General features: G+C 49.4%; 18 protein-coding genes and 2 tRNA genes. 11 read left to right on the forward strand and 9 right to left on the reverse strand.

The window, feature by feature from the left end:
- The first annotated feature begins 32 nt into the window (after positions 1–32).
- From HMPREF9194_RS10590 to HMPREF9194_RS10600, 3 genes are read left to right on the forward strand one after another with little or no spacing between them, the layout of a single operon-like run.
- Positions 33–803 (forward strand): tetratricopeptide repeat protein, encoded by a 771-nt coding sequence (locus HMPREF9194_RS10590; protein ID WP_040846341.1) that lies wholly within the window; start codon positions 33–35, stop codon positions 801–803.
- Positions 800–1,960 carry a glycosyltransferase family 2 protein gene (locus HMPREF9194_RS10595; RefSeq protein WP_016526372.1) on the forward strand — a complete coding sequence of 387 codons (1,161 nt, stop codon included), beginning with the start codon at positions 800–802 and terminating at the stop codon, positions 1,958–1,960. The genes HMPREF9194_RS10590 and HMPREF9194_RS10595 overlap by 4 nt, the downstream gene beginning before the upstream one ends.
- The gene (locus tag HMPREF9194_RS10600; RefSeq protein ID WP_016526373.1) at positions 1,960–2,700 is read left to right on the forward strand and encodes a lysophospholipid acyltransferase family protein; all 741 of its coding nucleotides are present in this window, start codon (positions 1,960–1,962) and stop codon (positions 2,698–2,700) included. Before HMPREF9194_RS10595 ends, HMPREF9194_RS10600 begins: the two co-directional genes overlap by 1 nt.
- 14 nt (positions 2,701–2,714) lie before the next feature.
- Here HMPREF9194_RS10600 and HMPREF9194_RS10605 read toward each other — a convergent pair.
- Positions 2,715–2,787: transfer RNA gene (locus HMPREF9194_RS10605), tRNA-Thr, on the reverse strand.
- A 168-nt stretch (positions 2,788–2,955) separates the two neighbouring features.
- Between HMPREF9194_RS10605 and HMPREF9194_RS10610 the strand changes: the two genes are divergently transcribed.
- Both HMPREF9194_RS10610 and radA read left to right on the forward strand, forming a co-directional pair.
- Positions 2,956–4,692 (forward strand): AMP-dependent synthetase/ligase, encoded by a 1,737-nt coding sequence (locus HMPREF9194_RS10610; RefSeq protein WP_016526374.1) that lies wholly within the window; start codon positions 2,956–2,958, stop codon positions 4,690–4,692.
- A 225-nt stretch (positions 4,693–4,917) separates the two neighbouring features.
- A complete protein-coding gene (gene radA, locus HMPREF9194_RS10615; protein WP_016526375.1) occupies positions 4,918–6,273 on the forward strand; it encodes a DNA repair protein RadA in 1,356 nt (451 codons plus the stop codon).
- A gap of 280 nt (positions 6,274–6,553) precedes the next feature.
- On the opposite strand, the gene HMPREF9194_RS10620 is transcribed toward radA, so the two are convergent.
- Positions 6,554–7,732: a TraB/GumN family protein gene (locus tag HMPREF9194_RS10620; RefSeq protein WP_016526377.1), complete on the reverse strand. Its 1,179-nt coding sequence runs from the start codon at positions 7,730–7,732 to the stop codon at positions 6,554–6,556.
- Complete coding sequence (locus HMPREF9194_RS10625; RefSeq protein ID WP_016526378.1) at positions 7,729–9,249, reverse strand: tetratricopeptide repeat protein; 1,521 nt, start codon at positions 9,247–9,249, stop codon at positions 7,729–7,731. Before HMPREF9194_RS10625 ends, HMPREF9194_RS10620 begins: the two co-directional genes overlap by 4 nt.
- A 135-nt stretch (positions 9,250–9,384) precedes the next feature.
- Between HMPREF9194_RS10625 and HMPREF9194_RS10630 the strand changes: the two genes are divergently transcribed.
- From HMPREF9194_RS10630 to ppk1, 3 genes are all read left to right on the forward strand, one after another.
- Entirely contained in the window at positions 9,385–11,139 is a 1,755-nt protein-coding gene (locus tag HMPREF9194_RS10630) for a hypothetical protein (protein ID WP_156828033.1), read from the forward strand.
- A 121-nt stretch (positions 11,140–11,260) separates the two neighbouring features.
- Entirely contained in the window at positions 11,261–12,691 is a 1,431-nt protein-coding gene (locus HMPREF9194_RS10635; protein WP_016526380.1) for an MGH1-like glycoside hydrolase domain-containing protein, read from the forward strand.
- A 13-nt stretch (positions 12,692–12,704) separates the two neighbouring features.
- Positions 12,705–14,882 (forward strand): polyphosphate kinase 1, encoded by a 2,178-nt coding sequence (gene ppk1, locus HMPREF9194_RS10640; RefSeq protein ID WP_016526381.1) that lies wholly within the window; start codon positions 12,705–12,707, stop codon positions 14,880–14,882.
- On the opposite strand, the gene HMPREF9194_RS10645 is transcribed toward ppk1, so the two are convergent.
- The gene (locus HMPREF9194_RS10645; protein ID WP_016526382.1) at positions 14,879–15,241 is read right to left on the reverse strand and encodes a hypothetical protein; all 363 of its coding nucleotides are present in this window, start codon (positions 15,239–15,241) and stop codon (positions 14,879–14,881) included. The two genes, ppk1 and HMPREF9194_RS10645, sit on opposite strands and share 4 nt — an antisense overlap.
- 84 nt (positions 15,242–15,325) lie before the next feature.
- Between HMPREF9194_RS10645 and HMPREF9194_RS10650 the strand changes: the two genes are divergently transcribed.
- Positions 15,326–15,985: a hypothetical protein gene (locus HMPREF9194_RS10650; protein WP_016526383.1), complete on the forward strand. Its 660-nt coding sequence runs from the start codon at positions 15,326–15,328 to the stop codon at positions 15,983–15,985.
- 83 nt (positions 15,986–16,068) lie between these two features.
- Here HMPREF9194_RS10650 and HMPREF9194_RS10655 read toward each other — a convergent pair whose 3' ends face one another.
- From HMPREF9194_RS10655 to HMPREF9194_RS10665, 3 genes are read right to left on the reverse strand one after another with little or no spacing between them, the layout of a single operon-like run.
- The gene (locus HMPREF9194_RS10655) at positions 16,069–17,421 is read right to left on the reverse strand and encodes an ABC transporter substrate-binding protein (RefSeq protein ID WP_016526384.1); all 1,353 of its coding nucleotides are present in this window, start codon (positions 17,419–17,421) and stop codon (positions 16,069–16,071) included.
- A 28-nt stretch (positions 17,422–17,449) separates the two neighbouring features.
- Positions 17,450–18,604 (reverse strand): phosphotransferase enzyme family protein, encoded by a 1,155-nt coding sequence (locus HMPREF9194_RS10660; protein ID WP_016526385.1) that lies wholly within the window; start codon positions 18,602–18,604, stop codon positions 17,450–17,452.
- A gap of 30 nt (positions 18,605–18,634) precedes the next feature.
- On the reverse strand, positions 18,635–20,728 hold the full coding sequence (locus HMPREF9194_RS10665) for a methyl-accepting chemotaxis protein (RefSeq protein WP_016526386.1): 2,094 nt from the start codon (positions 20,726–20,728) through the stop codon (positions 18,635–18,637).
- Positions 20,729–21,017: 289 nt separating this feature from the next.
- Here HMPREF9194_RS10665 and HMPREF9194_RS10670 point away from each other — a divergent pair, with 289 nt between their 5' ends.
- The gene (locus tag HMPREF9194_RS10670; protein WP_016526387.1) at positions 21,018–21,719 is read left to right on the forward strand and encodes a queuosine precursor transporter; all 702 of its coding nucleotides are present in this window, start codon (positions 21,018–21,020) and stop codon (positions 21,717–21,719) included.
- A gap of 206 nt (positions 21,720–21,925) precedes the next feature.
- Here HMPREF9194_RS10670 and HMPREF9194_RS10675 read toward each other — a convergent pair whose 3' ends face one another.
- Together HMPREF9194_RS10675 and HMPREF9194_RS10680 are read right to left on the reverse strand one after the other, a co-directional pair.
- On the reverse strand, positions 21,926–22,849 hold the full coding sequence (locus HMPREF9194_RS10675) for a GNAT family N-acetyltransferase (protein ID WP_016526388.1): 924 nt from the start codon (positions 22,847–22,849) through the stop codon (positions 21,926–21,928).
- A complete protein-coding gene (locus HMPREF9194_RS10680; protein WP_156828035.1) occupies positions 22,846–24,564 on the reverse strand; it encodes a glycoside hydrolase family 3 protein in 1,719 nt (572 codons plus the stop codon). The genes HMPREF9194_RS10675 and HMPREF9194_RS10680 overlap by 4 nt, the downstream gene beginning before the upstream one ends.
- Before the next feature lie 117 nt (positions 24,565–24,681).
- Here HMPREF9194_RS10680 and HMPREF9194_RS10685 point away from each other — a divergent pair.
- Positions 24,682–24,753 (forward strand) — tRNA-Cys (locus tag HMPREF9194_RS10685).
- Positions 24,754–25,008 lie beyond the last annotated feature (255 nt).

Below are 25,008 nucleotides of genomic sequence, written 5' to 3' on the forward strand. Positions count from 1 at the left end.
TTTTTCTATTGTCATTCTGTATAGTAATGCCGATGAAAGTTTTTAAAAGATTGTGTGCGTTTACGTGCGCCGCCTTGTGCTGCGCCGTATACTGTTATGCCCAGCGCGCTCTTCCGACCGAATTAAAGCCCGCTTCTCTCGCGGCTTTTCGTGATGCGATGTATGCCGATCCTTTAAATCACGAATCTTTGCGCGCCTTATATGAGCAAACAAAGGCGGATATTCTCGCTTCCCTCAGCGATTACGATATGTACGTTGCACAATCCCGCCTCGATTATTATATGGGCAGAAGTTACAGCTACGCCCAAAACAAAACCGAAGCCGCTTCTTTTTACGACCGCTCGCTGGAAAATGCCGAAAAAGCCCTTGTACTTCGCCAAGGCCCCGAAGCCCTGCTCATACAAGGCGAAAGTCTTTCGCAAAACTGTGCCGTAAAACCGACTTCATATGCGCTTGCAAACGGACTGAGAGTCGGCAAAATCGCAAAGCAAGTGCTCGACGCCGATCCTAAAAACGGCGCTGCCCGTTATTTGTTGTCGGCGCAGCATATTTACGCACCCAGCCCGTTCAATAATTACCGGCGCGGTATAAAAGAAATGCAGGAGATTTTGGATACAAGCGGCATAAGGCTCGAAAACGACGATCTGTTCAATATAACGAGCGCCCTTGCCTATGTGTATATTCAGCAGGGAAAATACGACGATGCGCTGCCGTGGATTCAAAAAGCGCTCGAAGTCTACCCGACGAACTTTTTCGCTCTTTCGCTGCAAGAGCAGATTTCGGCAAAAAGGAAAGCGCCATGACTTCTTTTGTGATTGTTGCATTCGACTGGATTATCATCGCACTCGGCGCATATTTTTTTTGTTTGGCGACAATCAACGCTTTATGGATGGGAAAAGAAACCCGCAGGGCCGAATTGACCGACGGCCCGCTTGTGTCGGTTTTGGTGCCCGCCCGCGACGAAGAAGAACATATTGTGCCGTGTATAGAATCGCTCATGCATCAAACATATAAAAATTATGAAGTACTCGTGCTGGACGACAATTCGACCGACAAAACCCGCGAATTGTTGAATAAACTGCAAGCCTTGTATCCGGACAAATTGAAGGTTTTTTCCGGCAAAGCGCTGCCGGAAGATTGGCGGGGCAAGGTGTTCGCAATGAAGCAGCTGTGCGGCAAAGCGAAGGGCGAATATTGGCTGTTTACGGACGCCGACACCGTTCACTCGTCGTCTTCCGTTTCTCTTGCGATTACGAACATTCTCTATCATAAGGTTGACTTTTTGTCAGGCTATATAACGCAAAAAACAAAAACGCTCGGCGAAAAAGCGACGGTTCCTTCGCTCTATTTGCTGAGCGGTTTTATTTTGCCGCTGTGGGTGTGCAAGTGGGGTAAGTCTTCGGCTTTGGCCGTAGCCATCGGTCAGTATATTTGCGTAAAAAGCGCTTCGTTCATGGCTTGCGGCGGCTTTGATTTGGTCAAAGACAAAACGACCGAAGACGTTTTCCTTGCGCGTGCAATGAAAAAACACGGCTATAAAACCGTTTTTCTTAATCTGAAAGATGCGGCCATGTGCCGAATGTACACATCGTGGCAAAGCTGCGTCAACGGTATAAGTAAAAACATCTTCGATTTTATGAACAAAAACAACATTATCCTCGTGCTGGCCGTTATCGGCGTGTTTATCTTTTTAGCCCTGCCGCCATTTTTAACGATCGGGTTAAGCATCTATACGGTGCTTGCGGCTAAAGCTTTTACGTTTACGCTTGCCGCGCTGTGGATCAACATGCTTTTGGTCGGCGGCACATGGGTAATCGTTTTTACGACACAGGGCGTAAACTGGAAGCACGCGTTTATCTATCCGCTGATTTTTGTAAATATTTTATATATTGCGTTCATATCCTGGCGACGTTCCGTGTTCAAAAAGGGCTATGAATGGAAGGGTAGGATGGTTTACTGATGGCCTACAAAAAAGGGCGCCCGCTCATAGACACAAGCCTTTTTTTTCGTATTGCATCGGCGCTGACTTTTTACCCTTTGGAAGTTTTGGCATATGCGGTATATAAGATTCTTTACGGCTCGAAAATCTTCGGGCGCACCAAGCTGCAAAAACTGAAAAAAGCCGTTTTGGTATCGAACCACACGACCTTTCTCGATCCCGTTTTGATGTCGGCGGCAGTGTATCCGCGCTGCGCCTATCATACGCTTTTGGAAAGCGTCGTGCTTGTTCCGTTTCTCGGAACGCTGTGCCGGCTTTTAGGCGGCGTTCCCGTTCCGCCGAGCATTCGGTCCATGTTCAATCTGCCCAAAGAATGCGCAAAAGGCTTGACTCACCGCCGCTTTATCCATCTGTACCCCGAAGGCGAATGCTATGTACAAAATCAGGATGTGTTCCCCTTTCATGCGGGCGCTTTTTTAATCGCCGCCGAATTGGATATTCCCGTCGTGCCTTTGGCAACCGTTTTTATAAGCAGCGGCGGCAAAACGCCCAAACCGCGCGTGCGGCTTTATGTGCTCGATGCGGTGCATCCTTCACGCTTTAACTGCAAAAATCCCGCAACCGGCAAAACGGATCTCAAAGCGGTCAGAGTCTTCGCCGAGTACGTACGCGTGTGCATACAAAACGAAATAGACAGACGCGGTGGCACCCGCGAATTTTACAAAGGGCACATGCCGCGGATCGTCGGAGAAGGCGCATAAACTGTCTGGGGAAAAGCCAACTCAGGGAATCGAACCCTGTACCTGCTCATTACGAATGAGCTGCTCTGCCAAGTGAGCTAAGTTGGCACGTTCATAATGGTTCATTATAGTAAAAGAAAGGCTTCGGGTCAAGGTATCCGTGCATCGTTCACCGGAAATTTCACATATATTTAAAGTTTGCGATTATTTATAATGACAAAAACCTAAAAAGCGTGTATAATAAACCCAATATCGATTATCTAAGAGGATACCCATATGAGCAAAGCCGTAACAGACCGTAAGCCGTGGGCGTTTTTGGACGCGTACCGCGGAACGGATTTTAAAGGGGAATGGCCCACGCTGCCGGAAATGTTCCGCATTTCCGTAAAGCGCTTCGGGAACCGCCCGTGTTTCACCGTTTTTGAACAGGAAAAACACACACACACTTATAATGAAGTATTGGAAAAAGTCGAACGGCTGGCCCAATGGCTGGCGGCGCAGGGAGTAAAAAAGGGCGACCGTGTTGCGGTTTCCGGAAAAAACTCTCCCGAGTGGGCAACCGTGTACGTGGGCGCCCTGTTTGCCGGAGCCGTCATCGTTCCGATCGATTACGCGCTGCATGAAAAAGAAATCGAAAATCTTTTGCGGGCTTCCGACCCGAAAATCTTTTTTGTGGACGAAGAACGCTACGAACATTTTAAATCGAACACGGATAAATCGAAACTTGCAGTCTATTCGCTGACTCCCAAATTCGCCGACACCTATGTCTACGATTTAAAAACCGATAAAAAAAGCGACATAAAGCCGGCTGAAGAAAACGACACCGCCGCTATTTTGTTCACTTCCGGAACGACGGGGACTCCGAAAGGCGTTATGCTGTCGCATAAAAACCTCGTTTCCGACTGTTACATTGCGCAAACGAATTTGCAAATATTCGAAACGGACGTTTTTTATGCGCTTTTGCCGATTCACCACTCGTATACGATGCAGGCCGTTTTTATCGAATCGTTGTCCGTCGGCGCCGAACTCGTGTTTGCGAAAAGCATGGCCGTGTCGCGCATGCTCAGAGAATTGCGTGAAGGCAAAATCACCATGCTTTTGGGTGTTCCGCTTTTATTCAACAAACTGCTTGCGGGCATCTTAAAGGGCATTAAAGAAAAAGGCTTTATCGTATACGGCATCATCCGTATGCTCATGGGCATTTCTTACATGATCAAAAAAATTACGGGCGTCAACCCGGGTAAAAAGATGTTTAAAGCCGTGTTGGAAAAAGCCAGCATAAGCACAATCCGCATTGCGATTTCCGGCGGAGGGCCCCTTGCGGCAAGCGTATTCCGCATGTATCAGGAATTGGGCATCGATTTTATTCAAGGCTACGGACTTACCGAAACGTCTCCGATTATCGCGCTGAATCCGAAAGAACATTTTAAAATCGAAAGCGTCGGCCGCTTTTTCCATCCGTACATGGAAATGAAAATTCTCGATCCGGACGAAAACGGCATCGGCGAAGTTATCGTTAAAGGCCCGATGGTTATGCAAGGCTACTACAAAATGGAAAAAGAAACCGCCGATGTGTTCACTCCCGACGGCTGGTTTAAAACGGGCGATTTGGGAAAACTCGATTCCGAACATTACCTGTACCTTGCCGGCCGCGCAAAAAACCTCATTGTTACCGAAGGCGGCAAAAACGTTTTCCCCGAAGAAATCGAAAACGCATTCCAACTTTTTACCGACATAGAACAGATAACGATACAGGGTTATTTGCAGGATGCGGCGATGAAGTCCGAAGGCATTGAAGCTTTGGTGTACGCTTCGGATGATTTGTTCAAGCGGCTGAATGTGATTCGCGGTTCCGACGATGCCGTGGATCCGATATACGATGCGGTAAAAGACATTATCGATAAGGTTAATAAAAACCTTCCGACCTACGCGCGTATTTCCAAAATAACTATTTTGGACGAACCGCTTGAAATGACAACGACGCGCAAGGTAAAGCGAAAATACACGAAATAGTTTGCATAACGGGTTTCATGGCGGGATCTCCGAGGCTCTTGCCGCGGTTGAGCTTTTAGAGTGCAATAACCCGAGCGGAACGCTCAAAGCGTCCCGCCCTCGGGCTCCCGCCGTGTACCGTTCCTACCGCTGAAAGATGACAAAACCCGTTATGCAAAATAACGAAATGAAATTTTTTATAGAAAAAAGACTGAGTGCTCCTATAATCAGGATAGGAGAAGTCTTATGGTAAAAAGAAAAGCTGCTTCGACATTTTTTAAATGTACTTCGTGCGGGTACGCTCAGCCGCGATGGATGGGGCGCTGTCCCGACTGCGGCGAGTGGAACACGCTTGCCGAATGTACGTCGGACGATGCGCAGTCTTCGGCAAGCCGAAGCATCGGGGGGCGCGAGCGGGTAAAGCCGCTGCCCCTGAGCGCAATAGATCCCGTTTTGGGTGCGCGTCTTTCCACCGGTATGGAAGAATTCGACCGCGTGTTGGGCGGCGGCGCGGTAAAGCGTTCCGCCGTTCTTATCGGGGGCGAGCCGGGCATCGGAAAATCCACCTTACTTATTCAGACGGCCGCTTCCGTGTGCAAAGAAGGGAGCGCGGGGCGCGTTTTGTATGTTTCCGGCGAAGAGGCCGCCTCGCAAATACGGCTTCGTTCCGACAGGCTCGGCTTAAAAAACGGCGGCATCGAAATCCTGTGTACGAACCGTTTGGAAGATATCGAAAACGCATTGAACGCGCTCAATCCCGTGTGTGTCATCGTCGATTCCATACAAACCGTTTTTTCTCCCGAAGCGGGTGCCGTTCCGGGTACGATCAATCAATTAAAATACTGTGCCGCCGAATTGACTTTGTGGGTAAAAGAGCGCGACGCCGTGCTCTTTATGAGCGCGCACGTTACAAAAGACGGTTCGATTGCCGGCCCCAAAGCGCTCGAACACTTGGTGGATACGGTTATTTCGTTTGAGCAAAACGACGACCGCGTCCGTTTTTTGCGATCGCTTAAAAACAGGTTCGGCTCTGTGGATGAATTGGGAATTTTTTCAATGACCGAAAAGGGGCTGTGCCCGGTAGAGGATCCTTCAACGATGTTTATCGTGCGCAGAACGGGATCCATTCCGGCGGGAACGGCCGTTGTTCCCGTTTTTGAGGGCAGCCGCGTTTTTATGGTTGAACTTCAAGCGCTTACCGTTCCCGCAAAAGCCGCTTTAACGCGCGTCTATTCGGATAAAATCGACGGCGCGCGCGTAAGCCGCGTCGCCGCGGTTTTGGAAAAACGTGTAGGATTGTGCTTCAGTGATCAGGATATTTATATAAACGTTGCAGGCGGCGTACGCTTGACCGAAAGCGCCATAGATGCGGCTTTGGCGGCGGCACTGTATTCCGCACGCACGGACATTCCCCCCCCGGAAAAGACGGCGGTAACGGGCGAATTGAGCCTTGCGGGCGAGATTCGCCCCGTAAACCGCTTAAAGCAGCGCGCCAAAGCCGCTCAAGCGCTCGGTTTTACGCGCTGTTTGGGTCCCGAAAAAGAAGACGGTATCGCGTACGTCGGCGACATTCAGGCGCTTGTAAAAAACCTGTTCGGCTGAAATCGCGGTTTTCTAAAAAGTCGGTTACTTTTTGGACGGCCTCATCAAAATTCAAGGCGTAGGGCAAAAGAAAGGTAAGCCGATTCCGTACGGATTTGTTCGAAACTTTTTTTTAAGCCCGACGCTTTGAGTATATTCGTAATATTTTCGGCATGTTGCTCCGAAGTGTCGTCAAGCGCCATGACCGGTGTTTCCGCAATTACGGAAAATCTGACACAAATAAACAATATGCCAAACAAAAAGCGATTTTCCTTTTCATCGCGTACCTCCCATAATCGTTTCAGTGCAGCAAAGAACCGATAAGAGCGGGGACGGCGATAAAATTGCCTATCGATCCGCCCAAACTCGACAAAAAGAACACCAACAGTACGCGCCCGATGCGGTTTTTGTACAGCCCTTTCAGCGAAGAAGCGTCGTCGACAAGGTGTTCCATATCTTCGACTTTCGGCTTGCGCACCCATGCCTGCACAAGGCCGGTGAACAAGCCCACCGCGAGAAAGGGGTTCAGCGTGCCCAACGGCGCACCGACAAAACCGGTGATAATCGCGAGCGGGTGCCCCAGCGCCAAAAGCGTACCGAGCGCGGCAAGAGAGCCGTTCCACAAAACCCAGGAAATAAGCATGTCGAAGGAGGTTTTCGCGCCGCCGGTAAAAAAGCCGGCGGCAATCAACGCGATCAAAAGGGCGGGGAAAATCCAGCCTGCAATCTTTGCACCGACTCCCGCGGCGGGAACCTCTTCTATGTCGGCGGTGTCGCAATTTTTTTCTCCGGACGCTATGCCGTTAAGGAATTTTTCGACGCCGGGAAGGTGCCCTGCACCCAAAACCGCCAAAACTTTTTTTCCCTTGCAGTTCCATATGTGCGAGGCAAGGTATCGGTCGCGTTCGTCGATAAGGACTTCTTTTACCGTCGGCAAATAGCCGGCCAATTCGTCCATCATGGAATCCATTTCGTTTGAGCTTTTAAGACTTTCTATTTGTTCGGCCGAAATCTCTTCTTTTTCGAAGGCGGCGGCAAACAGGGCCGATAAAAGCTTTAATTTGCCCCACAGCGAATTTTTCGCCCATGCGCGCCTGAGCGTCGTTTGAATGGGACGATCCACCATCGCGACCGGAATGCCCAGCTCTTCGGAAACGGTCAGCGCCGAGCGCATTTCGTCGCCGGGCTTTACGCCGACATCGGCTCCCATTCTCCGCTGGAACGAGCCGAGCACCAAATTGGCCAGCATAATAAAGCCACGTTTTTCTTTTAGGACTTTTACGATGTCGAGGTTTTTCCACGCTTCCGGCGATTTTATCGATTCGTAGCGCTGTTCGTCCAATTCGACGGCGACGCAGTCGGGCAGCGTGTCCCGAACGGTTTTATCGACTTCTTCCATGCTTTCTTTGGAAATATGAGCCGTCCCGACTAAAATAATTTCGCGGTCTTTAAAGTGCAGCGTTTTTATATTTTGTTTCATTGTGCGACCTGCTTGTCTTCGGGTTTCATTTTTTCGACGGCCCACTGCGTCAATTTGTATTCAAAAAACAGCGGCGAGTCCATGTCGGCAACTTCAAGATATAATTTGTTCGCAAGCGTCTTATTGCCCTTCAATTCGTAAAAAAGCGCCATGTAAAAAAGCATTTTGCCCTTTGTCGTTCTGCTGTTATTGTTGACGACCTTATTCAATACGGCCGAATCGGCCAAGCCGTCGTAGTACAATCTGAGCATAAGATAGTCAAGGCTTTGTTTGTCCTGCCCTCTCATCGCCTTCGATAAAAATTCCTTATTTGCCGCCGTATTGCTCATTTTTTGGTAGCAGGCGGAAATCATCAGTTGGTATGATACGTTTTGAGGGTTTCTTTCGTACGCTTTTAAAAAATAGTCGAGCGATTCTTGCCAATTACCGTCGCGCCAGGCAAGCATGGCGACCGACTCGTACGCATAATAATATTTGGGATTGCAGCGGATAACGTCGCGGTAATCTTTAAGTGCATCGGCATATTTTTTTTGCTCGTCGCGCAAAGAAGCCCGGTATGCGTAGGCTAAAAAATAATCCGGTTCGATTTTAATCGCCCGCGTCCACGCGTCTTCGGCTTCTTTATATTTATTTAAGCCCAAATAATAAGAGCCGGCGTCGAGCCAATGGTAATAATAATCTTTATCGTATTCGAGCGCTTTTTGTATGTATTCAAGCGCTTGCGAATAGCTTCTGCTTTCGTCGGCGAGCTTGGCGAGGTACGACCACGCCATTGCGTTTTTCGGATTTATTTCGGTAAGTTTTAATAAGGTTTCTTTTGCCTTATCGGTTTGCCCCAAGTACCAGCTTGTTTGCGCAAAACCGAGCAGGCTCGCCTCGTGTTTCGGGTCGGCTTCCACACCTTTTTTAAAATACAGATTCGCCTGCTTAAAATTGCGCGCAAGCATAAAGCTTTCGGCAAGGGCGGCGTTTGCGTCGGCGTTTTTGGGATTTGTTTGGAGAATCGATTTTATCGTGTCCGTGCTTTTTTTTGTGTCGCCGGACGCCTTTGCGATCATCGCGCTTAAAAGCCGCGCGTCTTCGTTACCGGGATCTTTTTGCAGCAAACGGTCGGTTTTTTCGCGTGCGAGCGCGAGGTCGCCTGCGGAAAGCAACAGCGAAGCGTGAAGGTAGTTTAAGCCCGGATCGTCTTTGTATGCGGCCGGAATCGAGTCGAATGCGGCGAGGGCTTTTTTCGTGTCGCCTTTTTGCAGCAGGCTTTGCAGTTTTTCGGTAAAACTTTCGGGCGAAAAAGAGGAAGATTTTACCGGCTTTTGCTGAGAAGGCACAGTCGGCCGTTCTTTTTGTATTTGTTCCGTCTGCGGCGAAGGAGCCGGTGCGTTTTCGTCGGGCGGTACGGTTTTACAAGACAAAATGATGAAGACCGTGAGGCTGCAGAACAGGCAGCAAAGCACACTGCGGTGCGGCAGTCTGTTCGGCGACTGCGGTTTTGACGTTTTTTGAAAGTGTTTTATCATCGTTTTTCCTTCGGTGTTTTACGGGGAGTTGATTTTAAGGCCGTCATTGGGTACACTAAGACAATGGCTCATAATCCCGTTCGTAAATTTATAACGTTAACTCTTCTTTACGGTATTATTATTTTCGGCATTTTTATGCTCCAATTTAGAAATGAATTGTCCGTTTCCAAAAGTTTCGGCACGATTCAGCTTCGTTTATCCTATGCGAATGCGCAAACGGCGGGCGGGAGCGCAAGCCGGCTTTTAAAAAACAGTTTTTACGCCGCCTCGAAAGCGGCGACGCTCTACGCGGTGGATTCGAATCCGCTCGTTTTGCAAACTTCCGCGAAAAAGGAAATTCCGCTTGTGCTGCAAAATTGGGAAGAACAGGATAAAACAAGCTTTACGCTGTTCTTTTCCGAAGGCGTTTCGCTGCATTTCGACGGCAACTCCGATCAGCTGAATGTGAGCGCACATCTTCCCGCACGGGCGCTTTCCCTTACCATACCTTATAAAACAACGGAAACCTACAGCGTTACGGATATAAGTCAATCCCGCGCGCTGATAAAGTCAAAGGCAGAAACACGGATCCTGCAGGCACAAACATTATCGGGCGAATACGTGCAGGTAAGCGCCGCATTGCCGGAAGTCCGGCTGAGTCCTTACGAAGAAGTTAAAGAATTCAACTTCGCTGCGATTGCCGGTTCAGATAAGGCGCAGGAAGGAACGCTGCAAGCTCTTGCCGCTCAGGCGCGTACAAAGCTTTTTGAAGACTTTTCTTCCGTCGGTTCCGAAAACATAAACGAACCGCTTGTTGCCGCCTATTTGGCCGAATGCCTTGCGCGCGGAACGTATCACGACGGCATAGGTTCCGTTTCTCCTTCTTTTACGGACGGCACCAAGCGCACGTATTTTACCGCGCCGTATTTTAACACATTGGTTAAAATGAATCAAACGCTCGTTATGGAACGGGAAAATATTTCGTATCGCATTCAATACTCGCTTGAAAAAAACAACTTGGACGTATTCGAGCTTGACCGCCTGCCCTTTGTGCTTTTGCAGCGGCCGAGTCGGGAAACGGCAGCTCTGCTCAATCTTCCGGCATCTTTAGCGGATTTTTCTCCGACGGTTGCGCAAGCCGCCGGCATTTTGGACGTCTATGCCGCGCTGCATAAGGCTCGCGCCGAAAACGCTTCTCTGCTTGCTCCGGTATTGAGCCGGTGCGTTTCGGTCTTGGAAAAATCCTGCAAACCGTCCGATTCGGGTACTTTATATGTTGAAGACAAAGATAGCCGCATAAGCCGCGCGCTGACGGCAAAAATCGCGCACGCTTTGCGCTATTACGGAAAAACAACCGGCAACAAAAATACGGAAGCCGGCGGCACCTGCCTCTTATCTTCGGCGCTCGAAAACGTCGCGTCGCTTGACAGCCGCACCTTAGCCGATTTGTATCCGTACATAGCCGAAGACAACTTCTATTATCCGCACATCGACGTTATCGGTTCCGAAAACGGCCACCCCGTTTGGGCGTGGACGGTCGCTTCGAGTATCGACTATGTAAAGGAAGATGACGGTACCGTCGTATTCAAAACGCTGTTCCCGACCGAAGAAACGCATTATATGATTCTCAGCGGTATAGAACAGTTCAGTTCAATAGAGATTTACGGGCTGCAGTACCGGACAGACCCGCGCTTTGAAACCTATAATTCGTCGGGATACGTTTACAATGCGCAAACAAAAACCCTGTTTTTAAAATTCCGGCACAAATCGCCGGTCGAAACGGTCAGGCTGTTTTACCGCTCCCGCAGGGCAAGCGCAAATACCGCCGAACGGGAAGAAATAAAGCAGGACCGCCCGGCGGCAGCCGAGGAGCCTGCGGAAAGCGAAGCCGCACCGCAAACCTCAGAGTAAGGCGCTTTCAAGTGTCGAATTTTGCTTAAAATTATATCTTTTTATACCCTTTTTCCGAAAGTTGTGATATACTTATTATTATACGGCTCAGCCGGAAATCGCATAACTGCAAGGAGTATCTGTGAATAAACGCGATTTTCCCAAGATCCATTTTTACGATCAGGATTTTGTAGACATATACGATAAAACATGGTCATGGGTTCAGGATTTTTGGAAAGATCCGCACACGGGAGCGCAATCCGACGACGGATATTTTGTATATCGGGAAGAAAATCAAAGCTCGGTTATAGATCAGCTCGAATCGATTTTTTCTTCTTTCTTTTTGGTGTATTCGAACCGCAATTTTCCGGCCCATCAAAACCTCGATTACCTGTATGAGCGCCGGGAAGACAGCGGCGCCATACGTTGGAAATACAATGCGGCGGACGATTCTCCCGTCGTAACAAAAGAAAATCCCGAAGGGATCGGCTTGCCCCTGTTTGCGTGGGCGGAATACAATCTGTACCATAAATCGGCAAATAAAAGGCGCATAAAAGAAGTAATGCCCGTTTTGCAAAAATACATGACGTGGATCGAAAACAATTTTAAAAGGGAAAACGGGCTCTATGCCGTTCCGGCACAAGCCGGCACCATGTTCAATTCTCCGCGGGATAAGGTTGCCTATCCGGTCGATTTTAACAGTGCAATGGCTGTCGGCGCCTTGTACATGGCGGCCTTGGGCGACATTTTGAATGAAAAAGATTTGAATTTTCAATACAAGCGGCTGTACTTTTCGCTTAAAACCCGCATCAATTCGCTTATGTGGAACGCGGATGCGGGCTTTTATCAGGATTTAAACGAAAAGGGTGAAAAACTTCAGCACAAAACGATCGCGGGCTTTTGGCCGCTTTTGGCCGAAATTCCCAATGAAGATAAGGCCGAACAGCTTATTTCGCACTTAACGAATCCGAAAACCTTCGGCACTGAGCATCCGTTTCCGACGCTTTCGGCGGACGAAAAAAAATTCAGCCAAAACGGAGAAGGCTACCGCGGCAGCGTATTCCCGGCCTTTAATTTTATGGTTATAAAAGGCTTGGAAAAATATCAGCGTTACGATTTGGCGCGCGAAGCGTCGATTCGGCACCTGTATTATATTTTGGACGGCATGTTCCCGCACGGCAACGAAAAAGGCGACTTGTGGGAAGCGTATTTGCCCGGCAAAGAAGGAATCGCAAAATTGAGCGGGAACCCCTCTTTTCCGCGCAAACGGGATGTACCCTTTGCCGGATTGTCGACAATCGCTTTAATGATCGAAAACGTTATCGGTTTATCGATAAGTTTGCCGCGAAAGACCGTCGATTGGATAATTCCGAATTTGGAAATTATGGGCATTGAAAACCTGTCGCTCAAACGCAATATGATTACGATTTTATCGAATAAAAGTCTGCGCGGCTGGGAAATCCAAATGGAAAGCGAAAAGCTCTATTATTTTACGATAAACATTCTCGGGCAAAAGAAAAAAACGCTTCCGATTCCTTCGGGAAAATGCTCGATGCTCATAGACAAACTGTAAGAAGCGGAACGCTTTGAAAACAAAAACGTCGCGCGAAAAACAAAAAACCGTTTTTTTTAACAGAGAATTGTCGTGGATAGAATTCAACGCACGAGTTCTTGCCGAAGCGAAGCGTGCGGAAAATCCGCTTTTGGAGCGTTTGAAATTCCTTGCCATCGTATCGTCGAATTTTGACGAATTTTTTATGGTGCGCGTTGCGGAATTAAAGCGCCGCTTAAACGCAAACCCGCAGCAACGGGACGATTCGCTGTTGAGTCCGGGCGAATGTCTTGATGCCGTATCCCGCCGTGTACATGAACTTTTTACGATTCAGCATAACACGCTGCACGAAGAACTTTTGCCCCTTCTTGCGCAAAAAGGCTTGGTGTATGTAAAGTCGAAAGATTTTACCGCAGACGAAAAGCGTTTTGCCGAACGTTTTTTTTGCGAACGGGTTCTTCCGCGTCTTGCCCCGTCGGAATGTTCCGAAAACGGTAAACTTCCGCGCGTCGAAAACATGCGCTTATACGCCGCTTTTTTCCTCGACCGTCTTGCCGACAACGGGCTTGCCAGAGCACTGTCTGAAGAAAAACGTATTGCTTTGGTTCCGCTTCCTGCGAAAACGGAGCGCATCGTTCCGCTGCCGGCACACACCGAATGCGCTGCGCCGCTCGCGACGGAAAACAAAGCAGAAAGTTGCGCAAAAAATCCCGTAAAAATTTGCGCGGGGACAAGTCGGTATCGTTTTACCCTCCTCGACGATATTATTTTAGCCTTCGGCGAGCGGCTGTTCGGCGGCCGTCCGATTCGGCAAAGCCTTATTTTTAAGACAGTCGGCGATGCGGGCCCTCCCGTACAGGAAGAACGCGAAGAACTTTTTATACGCGCTTTGAAAAAAAATCTTGCCAAGCGCCGCTTTTCTTCTCCCGTGCGCCTTATCTGCACGACCGGAAGTCCCGCCCTTACGCACATTCTTGCCGAAAAAATGAAGCTGCAGGAGCGCGACGTATACGTTTCACCTTCGATTATCGGCGTCGCGTCGCTGAACAAACTTGCCGACGCGAAAGGTTTTGCTCACCTGCGGTACCCTGCGCGGGAGCCGCTGTATCCTGCCTGCCTCGATCCCGATGAACCCTTGTGGGACGTTTTAAAACGGCAGGACATTTTGCTGCACCTTCCGTACGAATCATACGATCCCGTTCTGCGTTTTATAAACGATGCGGCCGACGATCCTGCCGTGTCGGATATAAAAATGACGCTGTACCGCACGAGCGGCGATTCGGCTGTTATAAAGGCGCTTGAGCGCGCTTCGCGCAGCGGCAAGCGGGTAACGGTTTTTGTTGAAGTTAAAGCCCGTTTTGATGAGCGGCGGAATATCCGCTGGGTGCGCCGTTTGCAGCGCAGCGGAGCGCACGTAAAATATAAAATCGGCGATTTAAAAGTTCACGCAAAAATGCTGCTCGTTGTCCGACGCGAAGGGCGGAAAGTTGTCCGTTACGTTCACACGGCGACGGGAAATTACAACGAAAAAACGGCGCGCCAATATTCCGATTTGTCGCTATTTACGTCGGATCCCGCAACGGCAAACGACGCCGAAACTTTTTTTAACATGATTTCGGGACGTTCCGAAATTCGGGCTTTGAAAAACCTGTACCTATCGCCCGTCAATTTAAAATCACAGCTTTTATATTTGATACGGCGCGAATGCCGTTTTTCGTCGGCCGAAAAGCCGGGGCTTATTGTTGCAAAAATGAACGGGCTCGGCGATCCGGATATTATCAAAGCCTTGTACGAAGCAAGCGGCGCTCATGTGCGCATTATGCTGAACGTCCGCAGCGTTTGCATGCTTGTTCCGGGGGTAAAAAATCTCAGCGAACATATTGAAGTCGTCAGCATAGTCGACCGCTTTTTGGAACATTCGCGTATTTTTTATTTTCAAAACGGCGGCGCCGAAGACCTCTACCTTTCGAGCGCCGATTGGATGAGCCGGAACCTCGACAGGCGCGTGGAACTTATGGTTCCCGTTACCCGCGAAACGCAGTTCCGGGATATAAAAGATACGCTGGAACTGTATTTTGCCGACAACACTCGTTCGCATACGCTCAACGCCGACGGTACGTGGACAATGAAAAACCCGCGAGCGGGAGAAAAAGCCGTACGTGCACAGGAAAGCCTGTATGAAAAATACGGAAGGGCGGCTCCCCGCACCTAAAACAGCTTCCCGCCGATTTTTGCGTCTTGCGCGAGCGGCGTTATAAATGTGGCTTCGCCGCTTTCGGCGCGGGGAAACTGAACGCCTAAAATAAGAACTTCGGACACGGTGTTCCCGATTTTACGCGGTTCGAAGTTGAGCACGCCGAGGACTTTTTTGCCTTTGATGTCGGAGATATCGTGTTCGGTAAAACAGCCGACGCTTATTTTTTTGCCGAATTTTCCGAAATCGACTGTCAGCTTGTATGCCTTTTTCGGGGCGGCAGGTTCGAGTTCCGCATCGATAATTTGACCGAGCCGTATTTCCAACTTGTCGAAGGTGTCTTCTTTTGATACGAGCGCTTTTATTTCGCCGGACATGTTTCCTCCCGTAAAAAGCAGCGGTATTGTTTGAAGGACTTTTTACCACTGGCTTTTTTTACGCTTTTATGGTATGATATATGTATGAAAAGCGCAATATCTTTTTTAACCAAAACGGTTTTTTGTGCCGCAGTTATGTGTGCGGCGGCATGCATACTGTCGTGTAAAAGCGCACCGAAAAACAGCGGTGCGGACGGTTCCGGTTCAAATCAAATTACGGGACAATGGCAGGAAAACGAAATGTCCGATACGGTTCAAACCGGCTATTTTTATACCGGCGATGAACTGAAGGATTTTTCCTCGGCCGAGGTCGAATTCAAAAAAGAAAGCGGATACTCAAAAAGCGCTTTCGGCCTTGTATTCGGTTATATTGCGGACGACAAGGGCAAGCTTTCGTCCTACATCCGGTTCGAAATTACCGTAGACGGCGAGTACGCATTATACGGCGTAACCGCTTCAACCTATACCGACTTGGTTGAACCGAACAAGGCGAATACCGCTTATTTGTACGAAACGTCGAGCGTTAAAAAAGGCTACGGAAGCGTAAACACTTTAAAGGTTACGCGCAATGCCGACGGCACCTACAATTGTTTTATAAACGGAACGAAGATGGCGGAAAACGTCACGCCGGTAAAAGACAGCGTTAACAATCTTATGCCCTTCTTTTCGGTCGGCAAAAAAACGCAGGAAAAGCTTCCCGATAAGCCCGTGCGCGTAAGTTACCGCATCGTTTCCGCGAACTGAATTGCGCAACGAAAAGTAAAGGTAAGGAACGTCCGGCCTATTCGTCGGGGATCGGACGTTTTTATTTTTCTAAAACCGGTTTTTCAGAATTCCTGATTGCCGCCGTGCCTGCGTTCGATTCGCATCGCGTTTGTAAAGCCCGCCGCGTCCAAATCGCCCCGTATAAGCTTTTTAAAATTTTCTTGTATTTTTAAATTGATTTCCCGATTGCGTTCCATGCCGACAGCCCACGGCAAGCGTTTCGTCGTGTTATCGACAATCGCCCGTGCGTCTGCAAGCTGTACGGGCCAGGGCGTGTTGTTGCCGGCCGGAATACCGATTGTTCGCTCGGCGAGCAGTTCGTCCCATTCGCCCGTTGTAAGCCATACGATAAAGCGGAACGCGGCCTCGGGATGCCGGCTGTTTTTATTGACGGCAAAACTTTGGCTGCCGTAATGGTTCGCTTCGGTGCCGTCGCCCTTCGGCGACATTGCCGGCCACGCAAAGGCTCCCCAATTCAAGTCGGGCGCGAGTTCTTTTATTTCGTTCGGAAGCCAGGTTCCGTTTAAATACATTGCGGCTTTTCCGCGGGCCATTTCTTCGGTTTGTCCGGCGGGCCATACGTTGGATGCGGCCTTCGGGCTTATGTAGCCTTTTTTTGCCATGTTTTCCCAAATTTTACCGAATTCGAGCACTTGAGTTCCCGTAAAGTTTTTCCGCCGCACCATGTCGGCGGCCGCCTGAGCACCGACCAAGCGATCCATGTTGTACCCGAACAGGTTTGCCATATAGGCGTCGTCAACCGTAATTGCGGGAACGCCGATTGCTTTCAGTTTTTCGCAGGCGCGAAGGAATTCGCTCCATGTTTTAGGCGTTCTTTGAATGCCGGCTTTTGCAAACAAATCCTTATTGTACATAACCACGGATGCGGACGGTTGGTACGGAATGTTTTTGACGCTTCCGCCTCCGAGTTCTTTTGCGAGTGCGTACAGTGTTTTATTTAAAACGGAATAATACGGCTTTCCCTCGGTGCCCGGATAGGCTTTTTCCGCATATTCGTCGAGCGGCAAAAGGTATTCGCCCCAAAAAACGGCAACCCGCTCGATGTCCTCGTCGAATAAGTCGATTTTTTCTCCGGCATCGAGGGCGGAAATCAGCGAAGTGCGGATATCGCGGCCTTTAAAGACAATATCGACATCGATATAATTTTCGCGCGTAAAAGCGGCTGCCGCCTCAGCGATAACCTGAGCTTGCGGTTCGCCTTCGCGCCACATCGACCAATAAACGATTTTTATGTTTTCACGTTTTTCGCTGCAGCCGGTTAAAGAGATGCAAAAAAGCACCGCGTAGGGCAACAGGGCGCACAAGAGCGCAGTACGCATAAGCGCGGCATAAAAGAATGCCGAACAAGAGAGTACGGCACGAGGTTTAAGATTCGGCGTGCGTTTTTCTCCCATTTTGTCCTCGTTCGCGAAAATCCGCAATTCAGATTTTCGCCGTTCCCGAAACCGCGGAGGCGGCAGTGTTTTTGCGGCACAAATCATGCACGATATTTTGAATACGATCCCATTGACCGTCCATGGACTGCATAAGCTTAATTTGCGTGCGCGCGCGGTCAAGGTTGTGCGACGGTCGTTCAATCTTGTAATACACATCGCCGTTTAAATAATCGGTTAAAAAGCGCACGGCCATTATTTGAGTGAGAATCCTGCCGGATTCGGCGATAAGGCTTTTTTCGTAGTCGGTTAAAAAATCGGCGGCTTTTTCCGTGTAGCCGTCTATAAGCGCGCGGAATAAATCCGTGTTAAAGCCGACTTTGGAAAGGTCGCGTTCGTCTTCGGCTCCGGTGTTGCTCGCCGTGCGGATAAGATCGCCCGTATCGAAAAGCACGGTTCCCGGCATAACCGTATCGAGGTCGATAAGACAGATCGCTTCTCCGGTCGCATCGTCAAACAAAACGTTGTTCAATTTGGTGTCGTTGTGCGTAATGCCTTTTTTCAACTTTCCGCTTTCAAGGCCGTCCGTTAAAATCATGCCGCGGCTGCGGTTTTTTTGCAAAAAGTCGAATTCCTCCCGCACCGAATCAAGTCTTCCGGCCTTGTTGTCGGAAGCGGCGGTATCGAGCTGAACGTAGCGGCTTTTCATATTGTGAAAAACCGGAATCGTTTCGTGAAGCGGCGGCCCCGCATAATCGGAAAGCTGCTTTTGAAAGGTCCCGACGGCGCAGCCTACTTTATACGCCAAAACGGGGTTGTCCATAAGTTCAAAGGTCGATGCGTTTTCAATAAACAAATACGTGCGCCAATATTCGCCCTCGTCATCCTTATAATAAAACAAACCGTCCTTTGCCGGTACAAGGGTAAGCGTACGCCTGCTTGAGCCGATCGGATCGTCTTTTTGCAGCCGCGCCTTTTCGTAAATATGATGCGTAACGGCGCGAATGTTTTCTATAACTTTTTCGGGCTCTTTAAATACATTTTTATTGATGCGTTGATGCGTATAACGCACCTTTGTACCGGCCTGATTCCATGTAGAAAGAAACGTATTGTTTATGTGGCCCTTACCGAACGATTTAAAAGATTCCAAATCGCCGTACAAAGCGAACCGGCTGAAAACATCCTTAACCGACTCCTCGTTCATATTTAAAGATTCTCCCTTCATTCGGTGCGATTACACTTTGAACTTGTGCACTTCCTTTACCAAGTTCTCGATGTTGCGTTTATTCTTTTGCGTAATTTCGTTGACTTCCTGCACGGCATTGTTTATCTGCACCGTACCGGCGGCCATTTCGTTCATGCCCTCGCCGATGACGCGGGTCAGTTCGTCCAGCTTATGCATTTCCTGCGCAACGTTTTCGCCGCCGATAAGCATTTCGTCGGAACCGTTTTTTACCTGTGCGGTAACGGAATTGATGTCGCGGATTGCGGCCAACACTTCTTTGCTGCCGTGTTCCTGTTCTTTCATCGCATCGGTCAGGCGCGTACTCATGTCCCGCACTTGTTCGGAGAGCGCAAAAATAACATTGAATTTATCTTCGACCGTTTTTGCCGCGGAAGACAAAGCTTCAATTTCTCCCGAAAGCGATTTGAGCGTCGCCGTGATGTTTTTACCCTGAGTGCTCGATTCTTCGGCGAGTTTGCGGATTTCATCGGCGACAACCGCAAAGCCTTTGCCCGCTTCGCCCGCATGGGCGGCTTCGATGGCGGCGTTCATTGCCAAAAGGTTCGTCTGGCTTGCAATATGCTGAATGACGTTCGACGCTTCCATCAATCCGGCGGATTCTTCGTTGATTTTTTGCGTTACCGAAGTTGCGGTTACAATAGTGCCTTTTCCGTCTTCGGTTGCGGAGGCAAGATTTTTAATGGTGCCGTCGGTTTTTTCGAGTGTTTGCGTAATCGAAGCGATGTTCGCAACCATCTGTTCGATTGCCGACGAAGATTCTTCAACACTCGCCGCCTGACTTTCGATGCTGGCGTTAAGCTGTTTTATCGTACGGATGATTTGCTCGGTGGTCGCGGCCGTTTCGGTAACGCTTGACGTTTGTGTTAACGTTTGCCGTTTTATGTTTTCGATATTCGCGCTTATTTCGTGTATTGCGCTTGCCGTCTGGCTCATGTTGCTTGAAAGCTCGTTTCCGATATGCTGCATTTCCGAGCCGCTTTCGCCGACCGACTTTATCGACGAGCCGATTTTTTCGATCGTCCGGTTAAAATATTCCGACAAATCGGTCATTTCGTCATTGCCTTTTACGGGCAGACGCACGGTTAAATCGCCTTCTCCCTGAGCGATATCCTGCAAAACCGTAACGACATTTCGGATCGGACGCACGAATTGCCGTGCAACAAAGTATATGGCAATAATCGAAACGACAAGCAGAATGACTCCGAGCACGGTTATATTCCTGCGCAGACTTCGGATCGAGCGCATAAATTCATTCATCGGTGCATTGATGATAACCGTCCAATTCGCCGCTTTTATCTTCGCGTACGAGGCGATTTTACGTTCTCCGTCGTAGCTGAAATAGCCGACTGCCGGAACGAGGCTTTCCTGTGCCTGTTTTTCGAATGCGGCAATCGATGCAAAGTCGGCGTTCGACGCGGCTTCCTTTTGCCTGTTGCTTCCGGCTACGACAACCGAATAATCCGGATACGCTATCGTATCGCCCGTTTCGCCTATGATGTAGCAAAAGCCCGTGTCGCCGACGACTATATCGGCAATATCTTCGGACAAAAGAGAAGCTTTTGTGTCGGCAGCCAAAACGGCGATGACGCTGCCGTCGTCTCCGTATACGGGGACGGAAAAGGTTATCATAATCTGCGAAGAACCTTTCGAAACCTGCGGTTCCGATATGTATTTTTTGCCTTTGATCGCGGAGTTGAACCATCTTCTGTCCGTTACCGAAACGATGTTGCCGTCGAATGCATAACAGGTGCCGCCGGCATCGGCAATAATAAATCCCACTATGCGCGAGTTAAGAGCCGCTTCTTTTTCCAGTAAAAGGAGCTGTTCCTTGCGCGAATACGCCGAAGAACGCAGCTGCGGTATCTTTGCCGTGTTTTCCAAAATTTGAAAAACGGCATCGAGCCTTGCGTCGACAAGATCGGCAATGTTTTTTGCGTTGTCGGTAAGCTGGAGGGCGATTCGCTCCGTTACGGTAGTGCGCGCGACGCGGGCGGCCAACACGCCCTGTATGAAATTCGCGGTCAAAATTAAAATGCCGAAAATAAGCAGCAGGCGTTTTCTCATCGAAAAGCGTTTTTTCATTTGCGTACTCCTATAAAAACTTTTGCGGAAAGCTTACGCTTCCGATAAAGTTTTTAACAACTCCTCAAGGAACTTATTGTATAGTCTTTTTTAAAGCGAGACAAGAGTTCGTCGGCGCGGAGCGACGCAGGGATTTATTTTGAACGGAAATGAGCACGGAAGGCGTCGTTTTTGCACGTCTTTTCCGCGCGTTGTGTTTTCTTTCGAGTTTTGTTATAATCGGCACAGCTTCGAATCGAAGCCGGCAGTTCGAAACCATCCTGCCGTAAAACAAAACTACGGAGTTTTTATGAAAAACGAAATTCTGCTTATCTGTTCCGTGTTTCTTTACTTCGGAACGGTGCTTGTGCTACTGCGCCTTTTTAAAGAAGCGGGCATGTACCTGTGGACTGTTATCGCGACGATTGCCGCAAATATCGAAGTGCTGATTTTAATCAAAGCTTTCGGGCTCGAACAAACGCTCGGCAATGTGCTGTTCGCATCGACGTTTTTAGTTACCGATATTTTGAGCGAATTATACGGCAAAAAGGCGGCGCAAAGGGCGGTTGTCTACGGCTGCGTTACATCCGTTTTGTTTATCGTGTGTTCACAATATTGGCTGGCATTCACCCCGTCGCAAAACGATTGGGTTATGGGAAACATGAAAGCCGTTTTTTCGAACACGCCGCGCGTTATGGCCGCAGGGCTTGCAGCCTATATTGTTTCGCAATTTTTTGACGTATGGTTATACCACGCATGGTGGAATTTTACCGAAAAACGCTTTAAAACCAAAAAGGGATTTTTATGGCTGCGCAACAACGGCTCTACGCTGGTGTCCCAGCTTCTCAACACCGTCCTTTTTACGTGGGGCGCCTTTTTCGGCGTGTACACGGTACAAACACTTGTGTCCATAACGTTTTCAACCTATGTTATCTACATTGCGACAAGCCTTGCCGACACGCCTTTTGTGTATGCCGCCCGCTTTATAGATTCACGCCGGAACAAAGCGTAACGGGATTAAAATCAATAATGTATTTCTATGCACGCGCAAAAGTCGTCCAAAAGTTTATCGATTGCACTTTTGCGCGCAATTGCCGAAAGCCGGTCGGCCGGATCTTTACAGCGCATGCCGGCGACGGAACCGTTCGATTCATACTGAAATAGTATATTTTTGTGAGTCTAATTTAAAATCGATTATCGGACTTATACTTCGTCCTTTCAATAATACGAAATCGCGTAGTCGCCGCAACCGGAAAACCCGCAGCCTTCGTACAAGGCCAGCGCCGCTTTATTTTCGCTGCGGACAAAAAGCACGGGGCTGTAGCCATGCGACCGCAATTCTTCACACACCCGACGCAGTAAAAAAGATGCGCAGCCCCTGCGGCGGAATGAAGGCAGCGTGTAAACGCCTCCGAGCTGGGCGCAGTGTATACCGATATTGTTCGTTCCGGCGGTTGCGGCAAAAGAGCCGTCCGGCAGTTCCAAACCGAACATAAATTGCGTGCGCAGCCTTCCGGCCGTGAGCAGTTTAAGCGTTTCGTCGTCAACCTTCATCCATGAAGGCAGCACTTCCTCTTCGTAGTACGCCTTTACAAGCGGAAACAAAAACGGTGCATGTTCGCTGCGGCAGCGGCGGACGGAAAGTCCGTTCGGAAAGGATCGGGGCGAAGGTTCGCTCCGATGAACGTCCCGTTCCGTACGGCTGCCCTCGTTTTCCGCTTGTGTGTCCGCGCACATCAGCTTATAGAAGCGCGCTTCTTTGGGGCACAGTTTAAAACAGCGCTCCAAAAAGCGGCTTGCTTCAAAACATCCGACAATGCTCGAAACCGCGCTCCCTTTCGGAAAGGCGGCACACAGCGCGGCGATTTGTTCACGTTCGTCCGGAGAGAATGCCGAAAGCGGCAGGCAATGATACACAAGCCCCGAAGGCGATATATACAACACGCCGATAATTTCCGTACGATGCCTGAGTATGCCGCACGCGCCCGAAGCGGGAAGCAAAAAACGCGCCTGCGCTTCCGCCGCCGGGCGGTTCGCAAAAAGACTTACCAAGGCCGCGCAAAACCGTTCGCGGGGAAGTAAAAATTCCTGCACGTCATTCAAGTCGTTTTCCGTAATCGGAGCCAAACTGAACGGTTTCACTGCGATTTCCGAACATCGAGCGGCAGTCTGCCCTGCGGCATATAATCGCCTGCAAGAGCCGAAAGCGCCGCCCGGAACGAAAACGGCGAATAGCTGTACGCCAACAAAATCGTATCGGCCCAATCGAAGTCGAGAACGTGAACCGGCTCCAAAACCGAAATGACGATCAATTTTTTGCCGCTTCCTTTTAAAAGAGCGGCCGCGTTCCGTACAACCCTGCGCGACACGTCGTTTGCGACGCAAAAAATAACCGTATCGCTGTTTTTTGCCGCAAAAGCAAGCTCTTCGGCTTTTTCGCGTATTTGCTCGGCGTCGAGCGTATAACCGAAAAAGAAATAGCGCGTTTGCCCGTAGCGCCGCGACGTTTCAAGAAAAAAATCCTGAAACTGTCCGGCCGCAAGAATGCGTTCCGCTGCGGCTTTTTCCGGCGCATACGGGAAAATTCCGCCCTTATACAAGGTTATCGCGCGTGCGGCCAAAGCCGTAAAAAAGGTGTCCGCTCCCGGATCGGGAACGTTTTTTGCGACGGCGTTTATATCGGGGAAAAGCGGAACCGCATTGCCGCTTTTAAAATAATTCAGTTTGGAAAGTATAACGCGGCGGGCGGCACGGAACACCGCTTTTTTGAAACCCGCATCACGTTTCATTTTGTCGATATTGGCGCGCCATAAAGGTTCTTCCCATTGGGCCGTCGTCGACGAAATAATGATATCGTTCCCCGCTTCCACGGCAAGCGCAACCGCGGTCGAAGCGGCGCCGGTATAAGAAGTCGCTCCGTTCATCATCATATCGTCGGTTATTATCAATCCTTTAAAGCCCATTTTATTGCGCAATAAATCGGTTAAAAAAAAGCTCGAAAGAGAAGCCGGTCTATTTCCCGGAAGAATCTGCGGAAAGCTTAAATGCCCCGACATAACCGCCGGAATATTTTCCCGCACCAGATATTTAAAAGGAACAAGCTCGCGTTCTTCAAGCGTTTTCAAATCGATGTCGATAACCGGCAGCTTCCCGTGCGAATCGGCTCCCGTGTCGCCGTGGCCGGGAAAATGCTTTGCCGTCGGAATAACGCCTGCGGCCATGGTACCCGCCGCAAAAGACGCGCCCATAACGCCGGCAAAATCGGGATCGTAATCGAAGGCGCGGCTGCCGATTACGCTTGAATTAAGGTTTGTATATAAATCGACCGTCGGAGCAAAATTCATGTTTATGCCGAGCGCTTTAAGTTCTTTGGCAATGTAAAATCCGCTGTACCACGCATCGGCCGGGTACGACGAAGCCCCGATTGCCAAATTGCCGGGCGTTTCGCTGGTTTTGCCCTTAACGTGCCGAATTTGCCCGCCTTCCTGATCGGTTGCAACATACAGCGGTATTTTAAACCGGCCCGACTGAGCTTTTTGCTGCAACAGAGTAATCGATTTTGCGACAAGGATGATGTCGTCGGTATTCCAGCCGAACACCTTAACGCTTCCCAATTCGCGCCGCGAAACCCATTCGATTAAAAGCGGCGAGGGCTCCTGCCCCGCCCAGCCGAACATAAGGATTTGCGCAAACAACTCTTCGTCGGTCATTCGCGAACAAATGGCGTCCGCCAATTCTTCGTTCGGATAATCGCTCCAAAAAGTAATCGGTTCGTTGTCGGGCACGGCCGAAAGCGCGAGGCAAACGGCCGAAAAGAGGCAGCATAAGCTGGTGCGAAGAAAAACGGGAAAATGCATATAGATAAAAAACATTATACACAAAGCGCCGTTTTAATACTAGACAAGAGCGCCGAAAAAACATATACTATTGTTGTAATTAAGCGCGCACGCACAAATGCACGCGTTTGATTGCACGGCGCCATACCCAAGCGGTAAGGGAGCGGTCTGCAAAACCGCCATGCATCAGTTCGATTCTGATTGGCGCCTTTTTATCGATTTCACATAGCCCTCTATCGCTTCTATTGTTGTAAGCCGGTTACGCTGGATTTTCACTGCCGGGATTTTCCCCGTCCGGGCCAAAAGCGATAAATATTCCTATCCGATTTTCGTTCATACCGAACACTGTTCTTGCAGAATACCGCACAATAGGGTATTCTGTATACGAGGGCTGACGCTTCCTTAAAAACTTTTTCGGAAGCTGATTCGCAGCCTGCGGTGAGCGGGCGCGTAAACCGGTTCTTT

Source organism: Treponema maltophilum ATCC 51939, from assembly GCF_000413055.1.
GTDB classification, from domain to species: domain Bacteria; phylum Spirochaetota; class Spirochaetia; order Treponematales; family Treponemataceae; genus Treponema_C; species Treponema_C maltophilum.